The organism is Cupriavidus sp. 05L310 (assembly GCF_056398185.1).
Genome location: NZ_JBFTOX010000067.1, coordinates 21,707 through 44,478 on the forward strand (window position 1 = coordinate 21,707; position 22,772 = coordinate 44,478).

21 protein-coding genes are annotated in these 22,772 nt (G+C 66.0%); 4 read left to right on the forward strand and 17 right to left on the reverse strand.

What is annotated here, in order from left to right; all coding sequences use genetic code 11:
* Positions 1-75: 75 nt before the first annotated feature.
* The 10 genes from AC1DS6_RS35395 to AC1DS6_RS35440 all read right to left on the reverse strand — a co-directional run bounded on the left by AC1DS6_RS35395 (position 76) and on the right by AC1DS6_RS35440 (position 11,387).
* Complete coding sequence (locus tag AC1DS6_RS35395; RefSeq protein WP_441630757.1) at positions 76-993, reverse strand: MaoC/PaaZ C-terminal domain-containing protein; 918 nt, start codon at positions 991-993, stop codon at positions 76-78.
* On the reverse strand, positions 993-3,158 hold the full coding sequence (locus AC1DS6_RS35400) for a D-(-)-3-hydroxybutyrate oligomer hydrolase (protein WP_441630759.1): 2,166 nt from the start codon (positions 3,156-3,158) through the stop codon (positions 993-995). The genes AC1DS6_RS35395 and AC1DS6_RS35400 overlap by 1 nt, the downstream gene beginning before the upstream one ends.
* Before the next feature lie 113 nt (positions 3,159-3,271).
* Positions 3,272-4,819, reverse strand: coding sequence for an acyl-CoA synthetase (locus tag AC1DS6_RS35405; RefSeq protein ID WP_477104231.1), 1,548 nt, complete (start codon positions 4,817-4,819; stop codon positions 3,272-3,274).
* Positions 4,820-4,911: 92 nt separating this feature from the next.
* Positions 4,912-5,988, reverse strand: a complete 1,077-nt coding sequence (locus AC1DS6_RS35410; RefSeq protein WP_477104232.1) for a branched-chain amino acid ABC transporter permease — start codon at positions 5,986-5,988, stop codon at positions 4,912-4,914.
* 15 nt (positions 5,989-6,003) lie between these two features.
* Positions 6,004-7,035 (reverse strand): branched-chain amino acid ABC transporter permease, encoded by a 1,032-nt coding sequence (locus AC1DS6_RS35415; RefSeq protein WP_045239967.1) that lies wholly within the window; start codon positions 7,033-7,035, stop codon positions 6,004-6,006.
* Between the two features lie 98 nt (positions 7,036-7,133).
* Entirely contained in the window at positions 7,134-7,871 is a 738-nt protein-coding gene (locus AC1DS6_RS35420) for an ABC transporter ATP-binding protein (RefSeq protein WP_035872323.1), read from the reverse strand.
* Positions 7,864-8,709 carry an ABC transporter ATP-binding protein gene (locus AC1DS6_RS35425; protein WP_477104233.1) on the reverse strand — a complete coding sequence of 282 codons (846 nt, stop codon included), beginning with the start codon at positions 8,707-8,709 and terminating at the stop codon, positions 7,864-7,866. Before AC1DS6_RS35425 ends, AC1DS6_RS35420 begins: the two co-directional genes overlap by 8 nt.
* Complete coding sequence (locus AC1DS6_RS35430; RefSeq protein WP_035872326.1) at positions 8,709-9,893, reverse strand: substrate-binding domain-containing protein; 1,185 nt, start codon at positions 9,891-9,893, stop codon at positions 8,709-8,711. The genes AC1DS6_RS35425 and AC1DS6_RS35430 overlap by 1 nt, the downstream gene beginning before the upstream one ends.
* Positions 9,894-10,005: 112 nt before the next feature.
* Positions 10,006-10,785: an enoyl-CoA hydratase/isomerase family protein gene (locus AC1DS6_RS35435; RefSeq protein ID WP_477104234.1), complete on the reverse strand. Its 780-nt coding sequence runs from the start codon at positions 10,783-10,785 to the stop codon at positions 10,006-10,008.
* Positions 10,782-11,387: a TetR/AcrR family transcriptional regulator gene (locus tag AC1DS6_RS35440; RefSeq protein ID WP_006161576.1), complete on the reverse strand. Its 606-nt coding sequence runs from the start codon at positions 11,385-11,387 to the stop codon at positions 10,782-10,784. The genes AC1DS6_RS35435 and AC1DS6_RS35440 overlap by 4 nt, the downstream gene beginning before the upstream one ends.
* Positions 11,388-11,619: 232 nt before the next feature.
* On the opposite strand from AC1DS6_RS35440, the gene AC1DS6_RS35445 reads away from it, so the two are divergent.
* On the forward strand, positions 11,620-12,528 hold the full coding sequence (locus AC1DS6_RS35445) for an alpha/beta fold hydrolase (protein WP_477104235.1): 909 nt from the start codon (positions 11,620-11,622) through the stop codon (positions 12,526-12,528).
* A gap of 10 nt (positions 12,529-12,538) precedes the next feature.
* Here AC1DS6_RS35445 and crcB read toward each other — a convergent pair whose 3' ends face one another.
* The 7 genes from crcB to AC1DS6_RS35480 all read right to left on the reverse strand — a co-directional run bounded on the left by crcB (position 12,539) and on the right by AC1DS6_RS35480 (position 19,218).
* The gene (gene crcB / locus AC1DS6_RS35450; RefSeq protein WP_035872335.1) at positions 12,539-12,919 is read right to left on the reverse strand and encodes a fluoride efflux transporter CrcB; all 381 of its coding nucleotides are present in this window, start codon (positions 12,917-12,919) and stop codon (positions 12,539-12,541) included.
* Entirely contained in the window at positions 12,919-13,449 is a 531-nt protein-coding gene (gene moaE, locus AC1DS6_RS35455) for a molybdopterin synthase catalytic subunit MoaE (protein WP_477104236.1), read from the reverse strand. Before moaE ends, crcB begins: the two co-directional genes overlap by 1 nt.
* A gap of 1 nt (position 13,450) precedes the next feature.
* Positions 13,451-13,708 carry a molybdopterin converting factor subunit 1 gene (moaD, locus tag AC1DS6_RS35460; RefSeq protein ID WP_035872339.1) on the reverse strand — a complete coding sequence of 86 codons (258 nt, stop codon included), beginning with the start codon at positions 13,706-13,708 and terminating at the stop codon, positions 13,451-13,453.
* A 14-nt stretch (positions 13,709-13,722) separates the two neighbouring features.
* Entirely contained in the window at positions 13,723-14,964 is a 1,242-nt protein-coding gene (locus AC1DS6_RS35465; RefSeq protein WP_477104237.1) for a molybdopterin molybdotransferase MoeA, read from the reverse strand.
* Between the two features lie 189 nt (positions 14,965-15,153).
* On the reverse strand, positions 15,154-16,602 hold the full coding sequence (gene thrC, locus AC1DS6_RS35470; protein ID WP_477104238.1) for a threonine synthase: 1,449 nt from the start codon (positions 16,600-16,602) through the stop codon (positions 15,154-15,156).
* An 8-nt stretch (positions 16,603-16,610) separates the two neighbouring features.
* Positions 16,611-17,921, reverse strand: a complete 1,311-nt coding sequence (locus AC1DS6_RS35475; RefSeq protein ID WP_441630780.1) for a homoserine dehydrogenase — start codon at positions 17,919-17,921, stop codon at positions 16,611-16,613.
* 64 nt (positions 17,922-17,985) lie between these two features.
* Positions 17,986-19,218 (reverse strand): pyridoxal phosphate-dependent aminotransferase, encoded by a 1,233-nt coding sequence (locus tag AC1DS6_RS35480; protein WP_441630782.1) that lies wholly within the window; start codon positions 19,216-19,218, stop codon positions 17,986-17,988.
* A 315-nt stretch (positions 19,219-19,533) separates the two neighbouring features.
* On the opposite strand from AC1DS6_RS35480, the gene AC1DS6_RS35485 reads away from it, so the two are divergent.
* The 3 genes from AC1DS6_RS35485 to AC1DS6_RS35495 all read left to right on the forward strand — a co-directional run bounded on the left by AC1DS6_RS35485 (position 19,534) and on the right by AC1DS6_RS35495 (position 22,626).
* Positions 19,534-19,914, forward strand: coding sequence for an Mth938-like domain-containing protein (locus AC1DS6_RS35485; protein WP_035872350.1), 381 nt, complete (start codon positions 19,534-19,536; stop codon positions 19,912-19,914).
* A 143-nt stretch (positions 19,915-20,057) separates the two neighbouring features.
* Complete coding sequence (locus AC1DS6_RS35490) at positions 20,058-20,519, forward strand: peroxiredoxin (RefSeq protein ID WP_035872353.1); 462 nt, start codon at positions 20,058-20,060, stop codon at positions 20,517-20,519.
* A gap of 382 nt (positions 20,520-20,901) precedes the next feature.
* A complete protein-coding gene (locus AC1DS6_RS35495; RefSeq protein WP_441630785.1) occupies positions 20,902-22,626 on the forward strand; it encodes a PhoH family protein in 1,725 nt (574 codons plus the stop codon).
* Positions 22,627-22,772 lie beyond the last annotated feature (146 nt).

The following is a 22,772-nucleotide window of genomic DNA, read 5'->3' on the forward strand; positions in this document are numbered from 1 at the left end:
ACATTTCAAGGCCTGACTGCACGGCCATTGATGTGGCGCAGGAAATACGTTGCGACCTGTTCCCTCCCGCGCATTTCACGCGGCCGCGAGCGCCCGCTTGTCTTCCAGGTTGCGCACCAGCACCAGGGCTTCGCCGGCCAGCACCACGCGGCCATCGTCCCCGGTGACGACGGTGGCCAGGTTGACCAGATCCTTGTCGCCGCGCAGGCGCACGATCCGCACCGAGGCGGTCAGCAATTCGCCCAGCCGCGCCGGCGACCGCAGCCGCAGCGACTGTTTCATCCAGCCGGTGCCGCGGCCCGGCAAGCGCGTGCCCAGCAGGTCCGAGAACATGCCGGCCAGCAGGGGCAGCGGCACGATGGCACCCCCGAAGCCGCGGCTGCGGGCAAATACCGGGTCGGTATAGAAGGCGTTGCCATCGTCGGTCAACGACACGTATTCATCGATATCGCCGGCGCTGAAACTGCGTACCGCCGAAGCCTCCTGGCCGACGCTAAGGTGATAGAGCCTCCGGTCGCCGTCCACCGCGGCGGCAAGGCGCCCGGCGTCGTCCGCCTCGTCAAGCGGCGCCTGCGCCAGCGTTTCGGCACTTGCGTCGACCAGCAGGATCGCATCTCCCTGTGCCGTAATCTGCTCATCGGTAGCTGCCGTTCGCATGCGGCCACGCTGCATGCAGCGGATCTCGGTGTCCAGGGCGATACGGTCCTGGCCGGGCGTGTCGTTCAGCACCAGCACGGCCGCCACGCCGTCGCCGACGAAGGTGGGACGAGGAAACATCAGCGTCTGCCCGATCGGCAGGACCGGCCTGGGGTTGCTGCGCCGCATCTGCGCGCACAGCAGCGAAAACAGGAACATGCCGTGCGCCACGGTCGCGCCGAAATGCGTCGTCCTGGCGAACCGCGGGTCGCAGTGAATGGGATTGTCGTCGCGCGAGAGCGAAGCGAAGCGGTCGAAATCTTCTTGCGTCAGGACGCGCGTGCGGGATGCCTTCATCAGTTGGGTACCTCTACGGTGCTGCCGATGACCGTAATCCGGTCCGCATTGGCCGGGGTGGCGGCAAACGGCGGCAAGTTGGTGGGCAGGATGGTGGGCGCCGGCGACAAAATGCCACCGCGCGCGATCGTGCGCACCACCTGCGAGGGCGGCAGCGCGGTGCCGGTGGTGAGGTTGGCGTAGACCGCGTCGAGCGCCCGGTTCAGGTAGACGTGGAGCGGGATATAGCGATTGTCATAGCCCGCTACCGCGCCGATGAAACTGTCGAAGTGCTGGCCGTTCGTGACTTCCATATAGGAGAGATTGCTGGCGCTGCCCTCCTTGAGCCGGTTGTAGCCGAGATAGGGCCGCGAGGTATGGTTGACCGGCAGCAGCGCATCGCTGCGGCCATGCACGATGATGGCCGGCTTGCCATGCAGGTCGCCCGAGCGCAGCGTCTGCGCCAGCCCGGCCTGCAGCGCCTGGGCCTGGGTGCCGGTGCCGGTCAGCAGTGCGCGCAGGCAGCGGGCGCCATCGAGGTTGGCATCGGCCAGGCTTGTGCCGGGCGATCTGGAATAGAGGTCGCGCAGCGGCCCGCCGGGGTTGTTGTCGTTGATCAGTTGCACGCCGGCCGCCGGCGGCACGCCATTGCCCGTCGAATACAACACATTGAGCGTGGCCGGCGCGATTGTCGCCGGCGTCAGCACCGCCGTCCCGGTGGCGGCAAAGCTGTAGCCGCACAGACGGTCGGCCACGGCGGCACGCGCCAGCGCGTTGGCGAATGTCACGGATACCGCACTGGCCACCTCAAAAAGGGCAAGCGACGGATGGAGCGCGTCGGAATCCGACTCCCAGCCGGCATCATGCAGCTTCTGCAACGCATCGGCAGCCCGGCTGGCCCCGTCGGCCCCGCTGACCAGCCCGGCATTGGCCAGCGACTGGCAGCGGTTGAGCGCCGGTTGCACGAGCCCGACGGCGGGCAACGCATACAAGGCCACGCCCGGCGCATTCACCAGCGCGGTCGCCTGCGAGGTGCAAAGTTGCATCAGGTTGGCCGTGGTGGTGTAGTCATACAGCACGAGCCCCGACTTGCTGACCGGCACCCCACCACGCGTGACGATCACCCCGGTGTTGGCGGGCAGGTTGAGATTCGGCTCGGCCACCGCCACGCCGTCGATCAGGCCCTGGGTATCCTGCTCCGCCGCGGCGACGGCCGCGCCACCGCCATTGGAGACGCTGGACGCGATGACAACGATCTTGTCGGGGCCGAAGCTGCGCTGGCGCGTGCCATCGGAGGCCACCGTGCCAAACCGGTCATTGATGGCCCAGATCGCGAATTCGGCGGCCTGCAGCGTGAAGGTGCCCCAGTCCTTCTCGGGATTGCGCTGCGAATGGGCGTGCTTGAACGCGAGCCGGTGCGGCGCCAGCGCATTGAAGGCGGCCAGGCTGGTATTCGGGAACGGGGCGGCGAACTGCGCGCTGGTGCCGGCGGCGGTACGGTTGGCTCGCGTGCCGTCGATCAGCGGCACGGTGTCGGTATCCAGGTCGTGCGGCGCGGCGCCGGTGCCCTTGTCCGTATAGGCGACGGCGCAGCCGCGCTTGAGCGCCCACTCGCCAGTGGAAATCGCGCCGTAGACGCCCCGCGAGCCGGACGAGGTGGCCGTGATCAGGCAGGGCTTGGCCACGTTGAAACTGTCGGGAATCTGCACCAGCATCGTCACGTTCTGCTGGCCGCTGCCATCGTCCGAGAAGGCCAGGTACTCGCGCCCGGCGACCTTCCCCTGCCCGCTGGTGACATTGCCCTGCGCGTCCACGTTGGGGCCATACAGGCTGCCATAGCCACCGCCCACCGTGATATCCACCAGCGCGCGGTAGTTGGTATAGATGGCATAGCGGCGCAACTCGGCCGCCGTGGGCGCCGCGGGGTTCAGCGGCACCGGCGCCGTGGCCGAGCCCAGGCCGTCCTTGCCAAGACCGGCGGTGAGCAGGTCGTCGGTGTTGCCGTCGTAGGTCGTAATCGTTACCGCACCGATATTCGCGGGCTTGGGATTGGGATTGGGATTGCCGTTGTTCGCATTGTTGTCGCTCGAGCCGCATGCCACCAGCAGCAGGCCTGCCGCGCCTGCCAGCGCCAGGCGCCCTCCGCGTCCGCACCTACCGCCATGTCCTGCAAGTCCGCGCAACATGTTGACCCCCTTTTGCATGCTTGATCTATCGGAACGCAATACAGAAACGAGAATTTCACAAGACAGCAACTGCATGACATCGAACTGGGCCGCGACAGGCGCTGGCCGCCGCCTCATTGCGCCTGGAAACGCGCGCGCAACTTGTGTTTTTCCACCTTGCCGGACGGCGTGCGCGGCAGCGCCTCGATGATCCGGACATGGCGCGGCACCTTGTAGCCTGCCAGCGCCGCGCGGCAATACGCGAGCACCCCTTCAGCATCGAGCGCCACGCCTGGCCTGGCCACCACCAGGGCCATGCCGACTTCGCCCCAGCGCGCGTCCGGCACGCCGATGACGGCCGCCTCGGACACCCCGGCAAGCTGGAACAGCACGTTTTCCACTTCGGCGGGATAGACGTTCTCGCCACCGGAAATAAACATGTCCTTGGCGCGGTCGACGATGTAGTAATCGCCCTCCTCGTCCATGTAGGCGATGTCGCCCGAATGCAGCCAGCCGCCGCGAATGGCGGCATCGGTGGCCTGCGGCAGGTTCCAGTAGCCGGGCGTGACGCCCGGCCCCTTGATCAGCAACTCGCCGCGCTCGCCGGGCGCCACGTCGCGGCCGTGCGCATCCACCACCCGCGTCAGCATCGAGCCCACCGGCTTGCCGATGGTGCCGATCTTGCGGCGCGCAGTGGCTTCGTCGCAGACAAACACGGTGGGACCGGTCTCGGTCATGCCGAAGCCGAAGCAGATCGTCACGCCCTTGGCCAGGTAGGCCTCCAGCAGAGGCCGAGGCACCGCCGAGCCGCCCGCGGACATATTGCGCACCCGCGAAAAGTCCGCCGCAGCGAAGCCGGCGTGCTGGCTCAGGAAGAGATAGACCGCGGGCACGGCAAAGAACATGGTGATGCCTTCGCCGGCGCTGGCATCGAGCTTGCCCAGCGTGACCGCGGCGTCGAACTGCCGCATGATATGCACGGTGCCGCCTGCATGGAGCACCGGGTTGGCGTACAGGTTCAGCCCGCCCGTATGGAAGAACGGCAGCACATTGAGGAACACGTCGTCGCGCGTGATCTTGTTGGCCAGCATGGCGTTGACGGCATTGAAGAAGACCATGCCATAGGTCTGTATCACGCCCTTGGGACGGCCGGTGGTGCCCGAGGTATATAGCAGGTGCCAGACCTCGTGCTCGTCGCGGCAAGGCATCTCGATGATGCGGCCCGAACTGCCGGCCAGCATCGCTTCATACTCCATCCAGCCTCCCGGCACATCGGCGCTCTCGTCGTCGGCCAGGTGCAGGACCGCGCGCAGGGGCAGCGCACTGCTCAAGTCCGCGGCGGTAGCCAGGAAGCCATCGCCGGCCACCAGCACGTCGGGCGCGCAGTCGCGCAGGATGGGCAACAATTCCGCCGCAGGCAGGCGCCAGTTCAGGCAGACCATCACCATGCCGGCCTTGGCGCAGCCGTAGAGCATCTCGAAATAATCGGAGCTGTTGTGGGCCAGCACGGCCACGCGGGCGCCAGGCGCCAGCTGCAACCGCTCGCCCAGGTACTCGGCGAAGCGGCTGGCACGTTCGTCGAACTGCCGGTAGGTCACCTTGCGGCCGCTCTCCACGTCGACCAGCGCCACCTTGTCCGGCATGTGCAGGGCGTTCTTGTGCAGCCAGTCGACTACATACATGGTCCCGGATCTCCGCTGTTAGGTGTCTTTGTTATAGCGCTTCTTATCGTGCTTGTTAACACTTGCCGCATGGTCCGGCATGTCGAAAAGCCCTACGACGCCACCTCGTGCTCCGAGCGATCGCCGCGCAGGCGGCCAACGATGCCTTGCGGGAAGTAGTACACGCTGAGGATGAACAGCAGGCCGAGCCATAAGAGCCAGCGGTCCGGATGCAGCAGCCCCGAGAGCAGCGGCACGGCCGTGGTGGCCTCGCTGGCCAGCTTCATCACATCCTGCAGGTAGGTTTGCGCCACCAGGAACAGCGTAGTGCCGATGATGGCGCCGTACAGCGTGCCCATGCCGCCGATCACCACGATCAGCAGGATGTCGACCATGATCTCGAACGACAACGAAGTATCGGGCCCGTTGTAGCGCAGCCAGAGCGCCATCAGCACGCCGGCCAGCGTGGCGAACCCGGCCGACAGCACGGTGGACACGGTCCGGTACACCACGGTGCGGTAGCCGATCGCCTCGGCGCGGAAATCGTTCTCGCGGATCGCCTGCAGCACCCGGCCGAACGGCGAGTTGACCACGCGCAACAGCAGCAGGAACAGCACCAGCGCGCCGGCGAACACGAAGTAGTAGGAGAACAGCTTGCCGTTGAGCGGCACGCCGAACCACTCGGCGTCTCCCAGGGTAAAGCCTGGCGTGAAGACTTCCGGCACCTTGAAGGTGATGCCATCCTCGCCGCCGGTCCATTCAGACAACTGAGATACCAGCGTGGCGAAGGCGGTCGCCACCGCCAGCGTGATCATGGCGAAGAAGATGGCCCTGACCCGCAGCGAGAACAGCCCGATCAGGAAGGCCAGCGCCATCGACACCGCCAGCGCGCCCAGCGTGCCGAGCGCCAGCGCGCCCCACCCCGGATCGAGCCGCGACATGGCGATCGCCACACCATAGCCGCCGATGCCGAAGAACATGGTATGGGCAAAGGAGACGATGCCGGTATAGCCGAGCAGCAGGTCGTAGCTGGCCACCAGCACCACGAAGATGCAGATCTTGGCCGCCATATTGAGCGCGCGCGCGCCGGGAAACAGGAACGGCGCGCAGGCCAGCGCCAGCAGCATCGCCACCAGGATGACGATGAGCACGCGGCTTCTTGGCAGGTCGCCGGAAAGCAATCGGATCATGGTTTTCCTCGGCGCTCAGCGCTTGGCTACCGGGTACAGGCCCTGCGGACGCCACAGCAGGATCATTACCATCAGCAGGATGTTCGAGAACAGCGCTACCTTGGGAAACAGGAAGCCGGTGTAGTTGGCCATCAGCCCGACCAGCAAGGCGCCGACGAAGCAGCCGGTGGTGGAGCCGAGCCCGCCGATGATGATGACGATGAAGATCAGCACATTGACCTGGGCGCCGATGGCGGCGGTGATGTTCTGCTGGTACAGGCCCCACAGCACGCCGCCCATCCCGGCCAGGCCGGCACCCACCACGAACACGCCGATAAACAGGCGCCGGATACGGTAGCCGAGTGACTCGACCATCTCGCGGTTCTCCACGCCGGCGCGGATCAACAGGCCAATGCGGGTACGGTTGAGCACCAGCACCATGGAGACGAAGATCACCAGCCCGAGCACCACGGCGATCAGCCGGTATTTTTCGATCGCCGCATCGCCCAGCAAGACCGCGCCGCGGAAGGTGGTGGGCACCTGCAGCGCGATGGTTTCGGCGCCCCAGATGGCCTTGATCAGTTGCTCCGCCACGATCATGCCGCCCATGGTGATCAGGATCTGCTTCAGGTGCTGGCCGTAGACCGGGCGCACCACGATGCGCTCGAACAGGAAGCCGATCGCTCCCGCCGCCACCATCGCCGCTCCGATGGCGAGGCCGAACACGGCCAGGTTGAGCGCCAGGCTGTCGGCCTCCACCCAGGCGCCCAGCGGCAGCAGCACCGACGCCGCCACGTAGGCGCCCAGCGCGATAAACGCGCCGTGGCCGAAGTTGAGGACGTCCATCAGGCCGAACACCAGCGTCAGCCCCGAGGACACCACGAACACGATCATGCCCATGGCAAGGCCGGCAATGGTCAGGGTGAGCCAGGTCGAGCCACTGCCGATCAGGGGATAGGCCAGCAGCATCAGCAGCGGGGCCAGCGCCAGCGGCGTCCAGTCGAGCCGGACCTTGGGCAGGTCGGCCGGCGCCGCCGGCGTGGTGGGTAAGGAGCTTGTACTCGTCATTGTCTCGGTCCTGACGATTCTTGTTTGATTGCGTGAAGGCCTTGACGGCCCGCCACGGGCGGCGGCACTTGCCACCGCGCTTCATGCCGCGCCCGACGCTACTGATGCGCCGCCAGCGACAAACCCAGCAGCCGCTGCTGCAAGGCCTCGTCCCCTGCCAGCTCAGCCATGTTGCCCGTATGCACCACGCGCCCGTCGTCCATCACGGCGACCGTATCCCCCACCGACCTGGCCATGTGGAAGTTCTGCTCCACCAGCAGGATCGACACGTCTGTCTGCTTGAGCTCGCGGAAGACCGTGATCATGTTCTGGATGATGGCCGGCGCCAGGCCCTTGGTCGGCTCGTCGACGATCAGCAGCTTGCGCGGCTCGATAATGGCCCGCGCCACCGACAGCATCTGCTTCTGCCCGCCGGACAACACGCCGGCTCGCTGGTGCCAGAAAATCTTCAGCGCGGGAAACATGCGGAATACCCAATCCAGCCGCTGCCCGTCGATGGCGCCGCTGCGCGCGGCCAGGCGCATGTTCTCGGCCACGGTCAGCTCGGAGAACACGCTCATGTTCTCCGGCACGTAGGCGATGCCGGCCTGCGCGATGGCGGGCGTGCCGCGGCGGGTAATATCCGCGCCGTCGAACGCGATGCGCCCCTCGCTGGCCTGCCAGAGATTCATGATGGTGCGCAGCGTGGTGGTCTTGCCGGCGCCATTGCGCCCGAGCAGCATCGTCACGCCGCCGCGCGGCACCGAAAAGCTCACGCCGTGCAGGATGTGATATGGCCCGATATGCGTCTGCACGCCATCCAGGCGCAGGATGGGCGTTGCCGGTCCGTCAGCCATGTCTGCCCTCCCCCTGCACGCCGTCGTCGGCGGCGCCGATCCCGAGATAAGCCTGTTGCACGATCGGCGAGGCGATCACCTCGGCCGGGTCGCCGTCCGCCATCAGGTTGCCGTTATGCAGCACGATGATCCGGTCGGCCAGCGAGCGCACCACATCCATCTTGTGTTCCACCAGCAGCACCGTCTTGCTCCTGTCGCGCTTGATCTCCTGGATCAGGTCCAGGATGACGGGCACTTCGTCCACGCTCATGCCGGCGGTCGGCTCGTCGAACATGAAGATGCGCGGTTGCAGCGCCAGCAGGATGCCCACCTCCAGCTTGCGCTGGTCGCCGTGCGGCAGCGAGGCAACAGGCAAATGGCGCTTGTCGGCCATGGCCACGCGTTCAAGACAGCGCTCCGCCTCGGCGCGTACCGCGCGGTTGCCGCTCCACACGGACCACAGGTCCAGTCCGATGCGTTGCCGCGCCTGCACCGCCAGCCGCACATTCTCGAACACCGACAGGTTCGGGAACAGGCTGGTCAGCTGGAAGGCCCGGCCAATGCCGCGCGCCGCCTTGTGTGGTACCGGCAGCCGCGTCACATCCTCGCCGCCAAGCAGGATCTGCCCGGCGGTGGGCGGCAACTGGCCCGAGATCAGGTTGAAATAGGTGGTCTTGCCGGCCCCGTTGGGGCCGACGATGCAGGTCAGCTCGCCCGGTCGGAACGCGCATGACACCGCATTGACCGCCACATGCCCGCCAAAGCGGATGGTGAGGCCGCGCGTCTCTAGCGCGGGCGGCTCCGCCACCGCCCGCGAGAGCGCCGCCGTGGTATCGATGGAAGAGGCGCCCACCGTCATCACCGCTTGTTGCGGATCGGCACGTTCATCTCCTCCGGCTTGATCTCGCGGATCAGCTCGGGCACGCCCCAGGCGAACGCCGGATCAACCTTGATCTTGAAGTGATACATCGACTGCAGGGCCTGGTGGTCTTCCTTGCGGAACGTCATCTTGCCCTTGGGCGTCTCGAACGACATGCCCTCCATCGCGCCGATCAGCTTCTCGGTATTGGTGTCGCCATTGGTCTTCTTGAGCGCCTCGACCAGCGCGATGCCGGCCGACATACCGCCCGCGGTAAAGAAGTCAGGCGGCGACTTGAACTTGGTGTAGTGGTTGGATACCAGCCACTCGTTGGCCTTGTTCTTGGGAATGCCGAAGTAGTAGTACGTCGCGCCTTCCATGCCGGGGAAGTTCTTGTAGTTGCTCATGGCGGGCAGGATATTGCCGCCCGTGGCAATCTCGATGCCGTAGCGCTTGGGGTCGAGGTCGGCGATCTTGAACGGATTGCCGGCGCCGGCCCAGATGATGAAGATGATCTTGCGGCCCGGCTTGTCCTTGAGCGAATCAAAGAGCCGCTGGGCGCCGGCCGTGAAGTCCGTGGTGTTGGTGGGCAGGTATTCCTCGTGAACGATCTTGGCGTTCTTGAGCGCGCCCTTGAAAGCCTTCACGCCATCGCGGCCGAAGGCGTAGTCCTGCGCCAGCGTGGCGATCTGCACGCCAGGCTTGTCCAGCGCTACCGCGTTGGAGATGGCGTCCTGCGACGAGTTGCGGCCGGTGCGGAAGATATAGCGGTTCCACTTCTCGCCGGTGATCGAATCCGCCACGGCGGGCTCGACCAGCAGGATCTTCTTGTATTCCTCGGCCACCGGCAGCATCGCCAGCGCGGTGCCGGAGGACGTGGGTCCCACCGCGATGTCCGCGCGATCATCGCTATAGGCCGCGGCAAGCTGGGCCTTGGCGACGTCGGGCTTGCCCTGGGTATCCTTCTCCAGCACCACCAGCTTGTTGCCGTTGACCATCATGGTGCCGTTGGTGGCATAGTCCAGCCCCATCATCAGCCCGGTCTGGGTCTGCTTGGCGTAGGCTTCCAGCGCCCCTGTCTTGTCGTAGACGTGGGCAATGCGGATGTCCTTGGCAAAGGTACCGCCGGCGGCCAGCAGGCCGGCCAGCGCGAACGCGGCTGCGGCTTGGTGCTTGAGTTGCATGCTGTGTCTCCTCTTTGGGTTTCTCTGTTTCTCTTATTGTTGCAAGTAGAGATGCTGCTCGATAACTGCTGATCGCGGCGATTGACCGTGGCCGCCCTATTGCTCCGCTCCTTCAGCCCGCATCCGCGCCGCCCAGGAAGCGGCGCATGCCGGCGGCGGCCTCGGCGCGCGTCACCTGCACCACAAACGCCGCGCGCTCTCGCTCGAGGCCGTGCGCCAGGACCTCAGGGTCCCAGCGCAGCAGCGCGCGCGTACTCGCCACGCTGCCGGCTACCTTGTCCTTCAGTCCGGCCGCCAGTGACAGCGCCATGGCCTCGGCTTCGCCGGAAGGCGCGAGATGCGTGACCATGCCCAGCGAGGCGGCTTGCCCCGCGGTCAACGTCGTGTTCTCAAGCTGGATCGCGCGCGCCCTTGCGGCACCAATCATCTGGGGCAGCATGGCGGTCCAGCCGCCGTCCGGGCTGAAGCCCACCACCGTGTAGTACGGCGCAATGCGCGCGCCCTCGCCCAGCACCGTCATATCGCAGGCGAGCGCCAGGCCCAGCGCGCCGCCGGTCAGCCAGCCCTCCACCGCTGCGATCACCGGGCAACGCAGCGCCGCCAGGCGCAGGATGGCGGCGTTCAGCAGGCCAAGCAGCCGGTGCGCATACTGTTCCAGTTCAGCGCTTTGTGGCGGGAAAGCGGCAAAGGCACCCACGTCGCCGCCCGTGGAAAACGACCGGCCGGCATGGCCGAGCACCACGGCGCGGACGTCCGGATCGGCCTCCACGCGTTCAAGCGCCGCCAGCAAGTCCTCCAGCAACCCTGGCACCAGGCTGTTGTGGCGCTCGGCGCGGTTGAGCCGCAGCACTGCCGTGCTGCCGCTACGCTCGACCAGTACCAGCGCGCTCATCGTGCGGCCAATCCGTGAGAGATCATGTCGAAGGCGGTATCGACCACCTTGTCCATCGACGCCGGCCGCTTCCACAGCGCGTAGCGCATACCGAGGAAATTGCTGATGCCGATCAGGCACCACGCCCGCACTTCGGCATCGCCCGGCGAAATCTCGCCTTGCTCCTCGGCCTTGCCCAGGCGCCGGCTGTAGACGTCGGCGAAGACCTGGAAATAACTGCTGTAGATGGTCTCGTCGACCGAGTAGGAATCGAGCACGATGCGGTACAGGTTCTTGTGGCGCGACACGAAGGAAAGGAAAGCTTTGAGCCCGAGCCGCTCGGCCTCGATCTGCGTTTGCGCCGGCCCCACGTGCTTGCGCAAGTGGGCGCGCACCAGCTCCAGCATGTGCTGCACCAGCGCGCGGAAGATGTCTTCCTTGTCCTTGAAGTAGAGGTAGAAGGTGCCCATCGCCACCTCGGCTTCCTGCGTGATCTCGGAGATCGAAGCCACGTAGTAGCCCTTCTCTCCGAATACTTTTTCAGCGGCGCGCAGCAGTGCTTCGCGGGTCTTCTGGCCGCGTGCGGTCTTGGGCTGGCTTACGCCGGATTCGGTAAGGGACATCGGGGCTCCGCGGTGGCCGGTCGGGCCGGAATCTCGGCAGCTATATTGCGGTCTTGCACCGCGGCAACTGCCCGCTCCGGCCGACCTCAAAACATGATAGCTGATTCATGTTTCATGATATAAAGTTAGCCATCCGAATGTCAATACATCGCTTACCCGGAGCCCTGCCACCCATCCGGGGAACATGGGCACGCCGCCTGGCAGGCCAACACATCGACTGGAACCATCGCCATTGGATGCTTCTCACACGGCGCCCCATGCCACGCTAGCCGAGCCAGCCGGCCTGGCTCCGGCCTTCGCCGTCCACGCCGCCAGCGCGGCCCGGCCAGGCTGGCGGGAGACGGGCAGCGGGCAAGCGTTGCTGCTCCTGCACGGGTGGTCGCTATCCGGCGAAGCCTTCGACGGCCAGCGCGCGCTGGCGCGACTCGGCTATCGCGTAATCGCCCCCGACCACGCCGGACACGGCTTGTCTGCTGCGCTGCCGCATGCGGGGCAAGCCAGCATTGCGCGGCTGGCCGCGGATGCGGCAGCGCTGATCGGGCACCTGGGCCTGCGGGACGTCGTGGTGGTCGGATGGTCGATGGGGGCGATGGTGGCCTGGGAACTGATGCGCGGCCATCCCGCGCTGCCGCTGGCCGCCGTCGGCGCCATCGACATGACGCCGCGCCTGGTCGGAGACGCGGAATGGCCGCACGGCTTGCACGGATGCTACGACAGGGTCCAGGCCGCAAGAATGGCCATGCACGTGCGCAAGGACTGGCCCAGCCTGATCGATTCGGTGCGCGCCGGACTCTGGTCCGCCGGCAGCGAACCCGATGCGGCGCAATCAGGCCGCATCACCGGCATCATGCGGCAGTGCGCGCCGGACGCGCTCGCCGCGCTGTGGGAAGACATGGCGCGCCAGGACTATCGCCCGGCGTTGCGCCAGGCTCGCCTTCCCTTATTCCACCTGGTCGGGCAGCACAGCCGACTCTATGCGCCGGCCGTGGGCCTGGCCACACTGGCACTGCAACCGGCCGCGCGCCTTGCCACCGTCGATGGCACCGGCCATGCCCCACATATGGAGCGGCCGGCGGCCTTCAACACCGCCTTGCTTGGGATGCTTGACTGGCCTGGCTTGCCCGCTGCACCGGCGCCATGAGCCGCTACCTTCAGGCCAGCAGCCGGTAGGTCCACAAGCCCAGCGCGGTCAGCAGCAGCGAGCCGCCAAGATGCGCGGCCAGGTGAACCGCCGCCCAGCCATAGTCGCCCGCCATCAGGTTGGCGACAACCTCGCTGGAAAAGGTGGAAAAGGTGGTCAGCCCCCCCAGGAAGCCGGTCACGGCCAGAAGGCGCCATTCGGGCGACAGATCCGCGTGCGCGCCAAAGAATCCTGCCGCCAGGCCGATGAGGTAACCGCCCACCAGGTTGGCCGTCAGCGTGCCATAGGGCAGCGCCGGGTTGGCCGCATTCCACAGGACCGAGAACACCCACCGCAGCCAGGCCCCCATCGCGGCACCGACCCCGACCGCAACAAAACCGAGCCCGCCCATCAGTGCTTGATACCCGTGTCTTCCGCCTGCACCGGGGTGGCGCTGCCTTCCGGCGCCTCCCCGCTGGCATTCAGCGAGCGAATGCCCCAGCGCGCCAGCGCGGACTCATCGGTCACCCGCGCGTCGACCCAGCGCTCGCCCTCCGGCGTCTGTTCCTTTTTCCAGAACGGCGCTTCGGACTTGAGGTAATCCATGATGAACTCGCAGGCGGCAAACGCATTGCCGCGATGCGCGGAGGCCACCGCCACGAGCACGATCTGGTCCAGCGGCAGCAGGGGTCCGACCCGATGCACGATGGTGACGCCGAGCAGTTCCCAGCGCTCACGCGCAACGGCTTCGATCCGCGCCAGCGCCTTTTCGGTCATGCCGGGATAGTGCTCCAGTTCCATCGCGCTGACCGCGCTGCCGTCGTTCATGTCGCGCACGGTGCCGACGAAACTGGCCACCGCGCCCACGCCCGGCTGGCCGTGGCGCAATGCCGCCACCTCCGCGCCCAGGTCGAAATCCTCGCGCTGCACTCTAACGCTCATGTCAGCCTCCGGTCACCGGCGGGAAAAACGCCACTTCGCAGCCGTCGGCCAGCATGCTGTCCGCGCTCGCCACCTCATGGTCCACGGCCATGCGCAAGGCCCGGCCTTCAGCCAGCACCTCGGCCCATGCGCCGCCGCGGGCGCCCAGCCACCGCCGCAGGTCCGCAACGGTGGCCACCGCCGGGGGCACCTCGACCCGCTCCTGTCCCAGGCCCAGCTGCTCGCGCACGCTGGCAAAAAAACGCAACTCGATATGCATGGCGGTCTCGCTCCTCATGCCAGCAGGCCGTCGAAAGCGATGTACTGCACGGTGTCGCCCCGCGCGATCGCCTGGTTGGGCGGATTGTCGACCAGGCCGTCGCCCCACACGGTGGAGGTCAGCACCCCCGAACTCTGGTTGGGAAACAGGTCGAGCCCGCCAGCCTGGTTGACGCGCACGCGCAGGAATTCATTGCGGCGGTCGCCCTTGGGCAGGTCGAAATCGGCGCGCAGCGGCAGCCGGCGCGGCAACACGTTCTGCACGCCCTGCAGCCGCAGGATAAAGGGCCGCACGAAGAGCAGGAACGTCACGAAGCTGGAGACCGGATTGCCCGGCAGGCCCAGGAAATAGGCCGGCGCCTGATCGCCGCGCGCTACCTCGCCGAAGGCCAGCGGCTTGCCCGGCTTGATGGCGATCTGCCACAGGTTGAGCCGCCCTTCCGCCTCCACGGCCGGCTTGATGTGGTCTTCCTCGCCCACAGAGACGCCGCCGGACGTGATGATCAGGTCATGCCCATCGGCGGCCCGGCGCAGGGTGTCGCGCGTGGCGGCCAGGGTATCGGGCACGATGCCGAAATCGCTGACCTCGCACCCCAGGTTTTCCAGTAGTCCGCGCAGCGTGAAGCGGTTGGAGTTGTAGATGGCACCGGGCTTGAGGGGCTCGCCCGGCATGGCCAGTTCGTCGCCGGTGAAGAACACCGCCACCTTGACGCGCCGCACAACGTCCAGCGCCGCCTGCCCTACCGAGGCGGCCAGCCCCAGCGCCTGCGGCGTGAGCCGCGTGCCGGCTGGCAGGATCACGCTGCCGGCGCGGATGTCCTCGCCGGCCCGGCGGATCCACTCGCCCGGTTGCGGCGCGTGATTGACGATCACATCGTCGCCTTCCGCCACGCATTGTTCCTGCATCACCACCGCGTCCGCCCCCGGCGGGATCAGGCCACCGGTGAAGATGCGGGCAGCCGTGCCGGCCGCCAGCGCCGTGCCGACATGGCCGGCGGGAATGCGCTGGGCCACCCGCAGCCGCGCGCCCGGCGCGGCCACGTCGGCACTTCGCATGGCGTAGCCGTCCATCGACGTATTGTCGGCCGGCGGCACGTCCAGCGTGCTAGATACCGGCGCGGCCAGCACGCGCCCGTTGGCGTCCAGCGTGGCGATGCGCTCGACTTCGGCGATCGGGCTGGCGCCGGCCAGCAAGGCTTCGAGAGCCTCGGCCATGGTCAGCATGGGGGGACGGGCGGGCGCGGCAGCTTGGGTCATGACGGGAACAGGTAGGTAAGTCAGCGTGAGACAGCAAACCCATGGCCATCCATCCGCCATGGGAAACGGCCCGCGTACCGCCGCCGATACATCCGGGGCAATGCGAGGGCCGTGCGATTCAGCTCGGCAAGTCTGATTGTAGCGAGTTGGCGCGCAGGCGGCAGGAACGCCGCCTGCACGGGCTGGCGCCTACAGGCCCGTGTGGCCGGCGATATAAGCCTTGATTAGGTCCACCTCGGCCGGCATCACCTCGAAGCGCTGCGGCAGGTTTTCGATGCCTTCGAAGCTGGCCGGACGCTCCGGCTCGTGGCCAAGCGCCTCGCGGATGGTGTCGGCGAACTTGGCCGGCAACGCGGTTTCCAGCACCAGCATCGGCACGCCGGGCGTGAGATGCTCGCGCGCGACCTTGATGCCGTCGGCGGTATGGGTGTCGATGGTGATACCGTAACGCCCCGACAGGTCGCGGATGGTGGCAACGCGGTCCTCGTGCGTGCTGCGGCCCGAGACAAAGCCGAAGGCGCGGATGCGCTCGAATTCCGGCGTGCCGGACAGGTCGAAGCCACCCTTGGTGTCGATGTCGTCGCGGAACATCGTCGCCAGCTTGCCGGCGTCGCGGCCCAGCAGGTCGAACACGAAGCGCTCGAAGTTCGAAGCCTTCGAGATGTCCATGCTCGGGCTGGAGGTGTGATACGTCTCGGCCGACTTGCGCACGCGGTAGGTGCCCGTGCGGAAGAACTCGTCGAGCACGTCGTTCTCGTTGGTCGCGACCACCAGCTTGTCGATCGGCAGGCCCATCATGCGCGCGATATGGCCGGCGCAGACGTTGCCGAAATTGCCGGACGGCACGCAGAACGACACCTTCTGGCCGGGGCCGTCGGTAGCCAGCAGCCAGCCCTTGAAGTAATACACCACCTGGGCCACCACGCGCGCCCAGTTGATCGAGTTGACCGTGCCGATCTTCTGGCGGGCCTTGTAGTCGAGATCGTTGGAGACCGCCTTGACAATGTCCTGGCAGTCGTCGAACACACCTTCGACCGCCAGGTTGAAGATGTTCGGGTCCTGCAGGCTGAACATCTGCGCGGTCTGGAACGCGCTCATCTTGCGGTGCGGGCTGAGCATGAACACGCGGATGCCGCGCTTGCCGCGCATGGCGTATTCCGCCGCGCTGCCGGTGTCGCCGGAGGTGGCGCCGAGGATGTTCAGCTCCTGCCCGGCGCGCGCCAGCGCGTACTCGAACAGGTTGCCGAGCAGCTGCATGGCCATGTCCTTGAAGGCCAGCGTGGGACCGTTGGACAGGCCCAGCAGTTGCAGCGGCGCGCCACCCTCTGCGCCCAGCGTGCGCAGCGGCGTGATATCCGCGGTATTGTCGCCGGGGCGGGCGTTGCAGTACACCTCGGCGGTGTAGGTCTTGCGCGCCAGCGCACGCAGGTCCTCAGCCGGGATGTCGTCGCAGAAGCGGGACAGCACTTCAAAGGCGAGATCGGCGTACGACAGCTTGCGCCAGGCCTCCAGCTCGTCGGCCGTGACCTGCGGGTACTCCTGCGGCAGGTACAGGCCGCCGTCCGGCGCCAGGCCGCCCAGCAGGATCTCGGAGAAGGTTTGCGGCATCTCATGGCCGCGCGTCGACTGGTATTTCATCGGTGCGTTCAGTTCAGTTCTTCCATGCGCAGGCGCGTGACGGCCGACAGCACGGTCGGCAGCGCTTCGATCTTGGCGATGGCGGCGTTGACCTGCTTCTCCAGGGTGAGGTGCGACAGCATGATGATGTCGGTCTGCGGCTCGCCTTCACGCGATTCCTTCTGCAGCATGGCATCGATGGAAATGCCGGCGTCGGCCAGGATGCGGGTGATGTCGGCCAGCACGCCGGTCTCGTCCGCCACGCGCATGCGCAGGTAGTACGAGCTGGTGACCTCCTCGATCGGCAGCACCGGCACGCTGGACAGCTCATCCGGCTGGAACGCCAGGTGAGGCACGCGGTGCTCGGGATCGGCGGTGTGCAGGCGGGTCACGTCGACCAGATCGGCGATCACGGCCGAGGCGGTCGGCTCGGCGCCGGCGCCCTTGCCGTAGTACAGCGTGGCGCCCACGGCGTCGCCCTGCACCAGCACGGCGTTCATGGCGCCTTCCACATTGGCGATCAGGCGCTTGGCCGGCACCAGCGTCGGGTGCACGCGCAACTCGATGCCGTTTTCGCGGCGGCGCGTCAGGCCCAGCAGCTTGATGCGGTAGCCCAGCTCTTCGGCGTAGCGGATATCCACGGCCGACAGCTTGGTGATGCCCTCCACATAGGCCTTGTCGAACTGCACCGGCATGCCGAAGGCGATCGAGCTCATCAGCGTGATCTTGTGAGCCGCGTCGATGCCTTCGATGTCGAAGGTCGGGTCGGCCTCGGCATAGCCCAGCGCCTGGGCCTGCTTGAGCACGGTGTCGAAGTCCAGGCCCTTGTCGCGCATTTCCGACAGGATGAAGTTGGTGGTGCCGTTGATGATGCCGGCGATCCACTCGATGCGGTTGGCGGTCAGGCCTTCGCGCAGCGCCTTGATGATGGGGATGCCGCCGGCCACAGCGGCTTCGAAGGCGACGATCACGCCCTTCTTGCGCGCGGCCTCGAAGATCTCGTTGCCATGCACGGCCAGCAGCGCCTTGTTGGCGGTGACCACGTGCTTGCCGTTCGCGATGGCCTTGAGCACCAGTTCGCGGGCAATCCCATAGCCGCCGATCAACTCGATCACGATGTCGATCTCGGGACGGGTGACGACTTCGTTGGCGTCCGCCACCACCTCGACCTGCCCACCGGTCAGCTCGCGGGCGCGCTCGGTGTTGAGGTCGGCCACCATGGCAATCTCGATGCCGCGCCCGGCGCGGCGGCGGATTTCCTCCTGGTTACGTTGCAGCACGTTGAACGTGCCGCTACCGACGGTACCGATGCCAAGCAGGCCTACTTTGATGGGATTCATGGACGATCTGACTCTGAGTTGCTGAAAAATGAATGACGCCGCAAACGGACCGGTTCAGGGCCGCTCAGGCCGCGTGGCCGTGGCGCTTGCGATATGCCTCGAGGAAACGGCCAACGCGGCCGATGGCCTCGCGCAGGTCTTCCTCGTGCGGCAGGAACACGATACGGAAATGGTCGGGCTTGCCCCAGTTGAAGCCCGTACCCTGCACCAGCAGTACCTTGGACTCCTGCAGCAGTTCGTAGATGAACTCCTGGTCGTCCTGGATCGGGTACATCGACAGGTCGAGCTTGGGGAACAGGTAAAGCGCGGCCTTGGGCTTGACGCAGGTGACGCCGGGAATCTGCGTGATCAGTTCATGGGCAATATCGCGCTGGCGGCGCAGGCGCCCGCCTTCGTTCACCAGGTCGTTGATGCTCTGGTAGCCGCCCAGCGCGGTCTGGATGGCCCACTGGCCGGGCACATTGGCGCACAGGCGCATCGAGGACAGCATGTTCAGCCCCTCGATATAGTCCAGGGCGGGCCGCTTGTCGCCCGACACCACCATCCAGCCGGACCGGTAGCCGCACGAGCGGTAGTTCTTCGACAAGCCGTTGAACGTGACGGTCAGCACATCGGTCGACAGCGAGGCGATCGAGGTGTGGGTATGGCCGTCGTACAGCACCTTGTCGTAGATCTCGTCCGCGAAGATGATCAGCCCATGCTCGCGCGCGATCGTCACGATGCTCTTGAGCAGTTCGTCCGAGTACAGCGCGCCGGTGGGGTTGTTGGGGTTGATGACGACGATCGCCTTGGTATTCGGCGTGATCTTGGCCCGGATATCGTCGAGATCGGGCATCCATTCATTGGCCTCGTCGCACACATAGTGCACCGGGGTGCCCCCCGAGAGGCTCACGGCGGCTGTCCAAAGCGGGTAGTCCGGCGCCGGCACCAGCACTTCGTCGCCGCTGTTGAGCAGCGCGTTCATCGACATCACGATCAGTTCCGAGGCGCCGTTGCCGACGTAGATATCGTCCAGGCCAACGCCCTCGATGTTCTTCTGCTGCGTGTAGTGCATGATCGCCTTGCGCGCGGCGAAGATGCCCTTGGAATCCGAGTAGGCTGCCGAGTTGGGCAGGTTGCGCATCATGTCCTGCTGGATCTCTTCCGGCGCGTCGAAGCCGAACACGGCCAGGTTGCCGATGTTCAGCTTGATGATCTTGTGGCCTTCCTCTTCCATCTGCTTGGCCTTCTCCAGCACCGGGCCGCGGATGTCATAGCAAACATTGTTGAGCTTATTGGATTTCTGGATCGGTTTCACGGCGATGTCGGCAGGAGGCAAGCGCCGCCGGCTGGCGGCGGCAATCTAGGGAATCTGGGTGGGAAAGGAGCGGCCCGTTGTGCGCATCCGCTGCGATGCAACGCAAAACGTGGCAGGCAGGAAGGCAAAAGCTATAATTTATCGGATTATGACAGACTTCGGCAGGGATTCTTGCATTGCAGCGTACGGCGCCGTCACCCGGCCCCCGCGACGGCAACCCCCTCCCGACCTGCCCCAAAATGCTCTCAACCCGCCTTGCGCGGCCCGGCCGGGTGCCGGACGGCCGCCCAAGGCAGCGCCCGATAAGGTTTGCCCTTGAAACTCCACGCTGACCAGCCCAATGCTCTCAATACGGTGACGTCCTACGGACCGGGCTATATCGACATCAATATGGTGCGCTACACGGAATCCGTGCTGGTCATGCCCGAGGGCGAGATCCGGCCCTGGCCGGTGCAGCGCTTCGAAGACCTGGAGCCGGCGCATTTCGAAGGCCTGCTGGCGCACTCGCCCGAGGTGGTGCTGCTTGGCACCGGCAACCGCCTGCGCTTCCCCCACCCCCGCCTGACCGCGTCCCTGGCGCGCCTGCATGTGGGCGTAGACGCGATGGATCTCCAGGCCGCCTGCCGCACCTACAATATCCTGATGGCTGAAGGCCGCAAGGTGGCGGCCATCCTGCTGCTGGAAGACCCGGCCTGAGTCCGCCGCGCCGCCTGCCGGGCGGTGCCGCAAGTTAAGTCCGCGCCACGCTTGAAGTTTCCGGGCCCGCCCCCATCTGCCGCCACCATGGTGGCAGCACTCATGCAGCCGCCCCCTTCCTGCCCCTCCCAGGAGCCATAAGAATGACAGTCAGTCTCAGCAAGCCCGTACCCGATTTCAGCGCGCCCGCCACCGGCGGCACGTTCAGCCTTGCCGACCAGCGCGGCAAAACCGTCGTCCTGTATTTCTATCCCAAGGACAACACGCCGGGTTGCACCACCGAAGCCATGAACTTCCGCGACCAGCATGACGATTTCGTCAAGGCCGGCACCGTGGTCTTCGGCATCTCGCGCGACAGCCTGAAGTCGCACGAGAACTTCAAGGCCAAGCTGGAACTGCCGTTTGAGCTGATCTCCGATGGCGATGAAGCCGTCTGCCATCTGTTCGATGTCATCAAGATGAAGAAAATGTATGGCAAGGAAGTGCGCGGCATCGAGCGCAGCACCTTTATCATCGACGGCAAGGGCATCCTGCGGCACGCCATGCGCGGCATCAAGGTCCCCAACCACGTCGACGAAGTCCTGCAGATCGTCCGCGCGCTCTGATTCGGGCGGTTGCCGGGCCATTCCCTGGCCCTGGCGGACGGCATGTTTAATGCGCCGCAGCAACACCCTCGCAAGTCGTCTCGGCCAGCGATTGCAAAACAGAAAACGTTCGGATACATTGACCTTTAATGAGTTCAGATTCCGGATGCCACGCTGCTTCATCGTCCCGGCCCAGGCGCTTCCTGCCACAGGCCGGTAGCGGACCTGCCGTGTCTCCGGTCCGAAAAAAAGCCGCCAAACCTGCCCCCCAGGTCTGGCGGCTTTTTTGTTTGTACTGCCCCCACGCACAGGACACGATCGGCAAGTCCGCGGCGCCAAGCGGCCGCGCCAGTGTCCTGCGCCGTTTTCCAGCCGTCTTCTCCCCCTGAAAGGAAAGCCAAGCATGCCGCTGCCGACCATGCCCGCCAAGCCTGCCCAATTGCTTGACCCGAGCGAATTCGCCCCGGTGACCAAGCTGACCAAGGCCAAATCAGCGTCGCAGGGTAAGAAACCTGTGCCGGCGCTGGAGCGTGTGGCCTTGCTGGAAACCGGAAATAGCCAAGCGGAAGGCGCGCCGGCCGTGGTGGCCCGCGCCAGCGGTTCGACGCGAGCGCGCACCAAGGAAGCGCCTCCGTCCTCGCTGAAGTCCGTACCGCCGCTGGCCGCCGTACCCTCGGCGCCCGCCAAGCCAGTACCGAGCACCACCAATCGCCGCGCACAAAAACACGTTGGTCCCAGCAAGCTGTTCGTGCTGGACACCAATGTGCTAATGCACGACCCGTCCTCGCTGTTCCGCTTCGAAGAGCACGACGTCTATCTGCCGATGATGACGCTCGAGGAGCTGGACAACCACAAGAAGGGCATGAGCGAAGTTGCCCGTAACGCGCGCACCGTCAGCCGCACGCTGGACGCGCTGGTGGGCGGCACCGACGGCGTGCTCGACGAGGGCTTGCCGCTGGCCAAGCTGGGCAACCGCGACGCGCAAGGCAAGCTGTTCCTGCAGACCAAGCTCAACGAGATCAAGCTGCCCGACGGCCTGCCGCAGGGCAAGGCCGACAACCAGATCCTGGGCGTGGTCAGCGCGTTGCAGCAGCAATTCCCGGAGCGCCAGGTCGTGCTGGTGTCGAAAGACATCAACATGCGCATCAAGGCGCGCGCCCTGGGCCTGCCCGCCGAGGATTACTTCAACGACCAGGTCCTCGAGGACAAGGACCTGCTCTACTCGGGCGTGATGCTGCTGCCCAACGACTTCTGGGCCAAGCATGGCAAGGGCGTGGAAAGCTGGCAGGACCCGAAGTCCGGCGCGATGTTCTATCGCCTGACGGGCCCGCTGGTGCCCTCCTTCCTGGTCAACCAGTTCGTCTACATGGAGCCCAGCGACGGCAGCCTGCCGCTGTACGCCCAGGTCAAGGAAATCAACGGCAAGACAGCGCTGCTGCAGACGCTCAAGGATTACACGCACCACAAGAACAATGTGTGGAGCGTGACCGCGCGCAACCGCGAGCAGAACTTCGCACTCAACCTGCTGATGCATCCGGAGATCGACTTCGTCACGCTGCTGGGCCAGGCCGGTACCGGCAAGACCTTGCTGGCGCTGGCCGCGGGCCTGGAGCAGGTGCTCGACCAGAAGCTGTACAACGAGATCATCGTCACCCGCGCCACCGTGCCGGTCGGCGAGGACATCGGCTTCCTGCCGGGCACCGAGGAAGAAAAGATGCAGCCCTGGATGGGCGCCTTCGACGACAACCTGGAAGTGCTGCAAAAGAGCGACGACAGTGCCGGCGAGTGGGGCCGCGCCGCCACCCAGGAACTGATCCGCTCGCGCATCAAGGTCAAGAGCATGAACTTCATGCGCGGACGCACCTTCGTCAACAAGTTCGTCATCATCGATGAGGCGCAGAACCTGACGCCAAAGCAGATGAAGACGCTGGTAACGCGTGCCGGCCCCGGCACCAAGATCATCTGCCTGGGCAATATCGCGCAGATCGACACGCCTTACCTGACCGAAGGCTCGTCCGGTCTCACTTACGTGGTAGACCGGTTCAAGGGGTGGAGCCACAGTGGCCATGTCACGCTGGCGCGCGGCGAACGCTCGCGCCTGGCCGATCATGCCGCGGACGTCCTGTAAAGGCCACCGACCGGAAGCCCATGTAGGACCATACCCGGCAGATTTGTCTGCCGGCTTGGCCTAGCATCAAAGCATCCGGAGCGCCCGCCATATCGGCACCTCGCGTGCCGGCGAATGGCGGGCGCTTTTTTTGCCCCCTCCGGCTT

Excerpts from the sequence above, each read along its gene's own strand:
- AC1DS6_RS35395 (WP_441630757.1), bottom strand. The coding sequence starts at position 993 with ATGAAGGCATCCCGCACGCGCGTCCTGACGCAAGAAGATTTCGACCGC.
- AC1DS6_RS35400 (WP_441630759.1), bottom strand. The coding sequence starts at position 3,158 with ATGTTGCGCGGACTTGCAGGACATGGCGGTAGGTGCGGACGCGGAGGG.
- AC1DS6_RS35405 (WP_477104231.1), bottom strand. The coding sequence starts at position 4,819 with ATGTATGTAGTCGACTGGCTGCACAAGAACGCCCTGCACATGCCGGAC.
- AC1DS6_RS35410 (WP_477104232.1), bottom strand. The coding sequence starts at position 5,988 with ATGATCCGATTGCTTTCCGGCGACCTGCCAAGAAGCCGCGTGCTCATC.
- AC1DS6_RS35415 (WP_045239967.1), bottom strand. The coding sequence starts at position 7,035 with ATGACGAGTACAAGCTCCTTACCCACCACGCCGGCGGCGCCGGCCGAC.
- AC1DS6_RS35420 (WP_035872323.1), bottom strand. The coding sequence starts at position 7,871 with ATGGCTGACGGACCGGCAACGCCCATCCTGCGCCTGGATGGCGTGCAG.
- AC1DS6_RS35425 (WP_477104233.1), bottom strand. The coding sequence starts at position 8,709 with ATGACGGTGGGCGCCTCTTCCATCGATACCACGGCGGCGCTCTCGCGG.
- AC1DS6_RS35430 (WP_035872326.1), bottom strand. The coding sequence starts at position 9,893 with ATGCAACTCAAGCACCAAGCCGCAGCCGCGTTCGCGCTGGCCGGCCTG.
- AC1DS6_RS35435 (WP_477104234.1), bottom strand. The coding sequence starts at position 10,785 with ATGAGCGCGCTGGTACTGGTCGAGCGTAGCGGCAGCACGGCAGTGCTG.
- AC1DS6_RS35440 (WP_006161576.1), bottom strand. The coding sequence starts at position 11,387 with ATGTCCCTTACCGAATCCGGCGTAAGCCAGCCCAAGACCGCACGCGGC.
- crcB (WP_035872335.1), bottom strand. The coding sequence starts at position 12,919 with ATGGGCGGGCTCGGTTTTGTTGCGGTCGGGGTCGGTGCCGCGATGGGG.
- moaE (WP_477104236.1), bottom strand. The coding sequence starts at position 13,449 with ATGAGCGTTAGAGTGCAGCGCGAGGATTTCGACCTGGGCGCGGAGGTG.
- moaD (WP_035872339.1), bottom strand. The coding sequence starts at position 13,708 with ATGCATATCGAGTTGCGTTTTTTTGCCAGCGTGCGCGAGCAGCTGGGC.
- AC1DS6_RS35465 (WP_477104237.1), bottom strand. The coding sequence starts at position 14,964 with ATGACCCAAGCTGCCGCGCCCGCCCGTCCCCCCATGCTGACCATGGCC.
- thrC (WP_477104238.1), bottom strand. The coding sequence starts at position 16,602 with ATGAAATACCAGTCGACGCGCGGCCATGAGATGCCGCAAACCTTCTCC.
- AC1DS6_RS35475 (WP_441630780.1), bottom strand. The coding sequence starts at position 17,921 with ATGAATCCCATCAAAGTAGGCCTGCTTGGCATCGGTACCGTCGGTAGC.
- AC1DS6_RS35490 (WP_035872353.1), top strand. The coding sequence starts at position 20,058 with ATGACAGTCAGTCTCAGCAAGCCCGTACCCGATTTCAGCGCGCCCGCC.
- AC1DS6_RS35495 (WP_441630785.1), top strand. The coding sequence starts at position 20,902 with ATGCCGCTGCCGACCATGCCCGCCAAGCCTGCCCAATTGCTTGACCCG.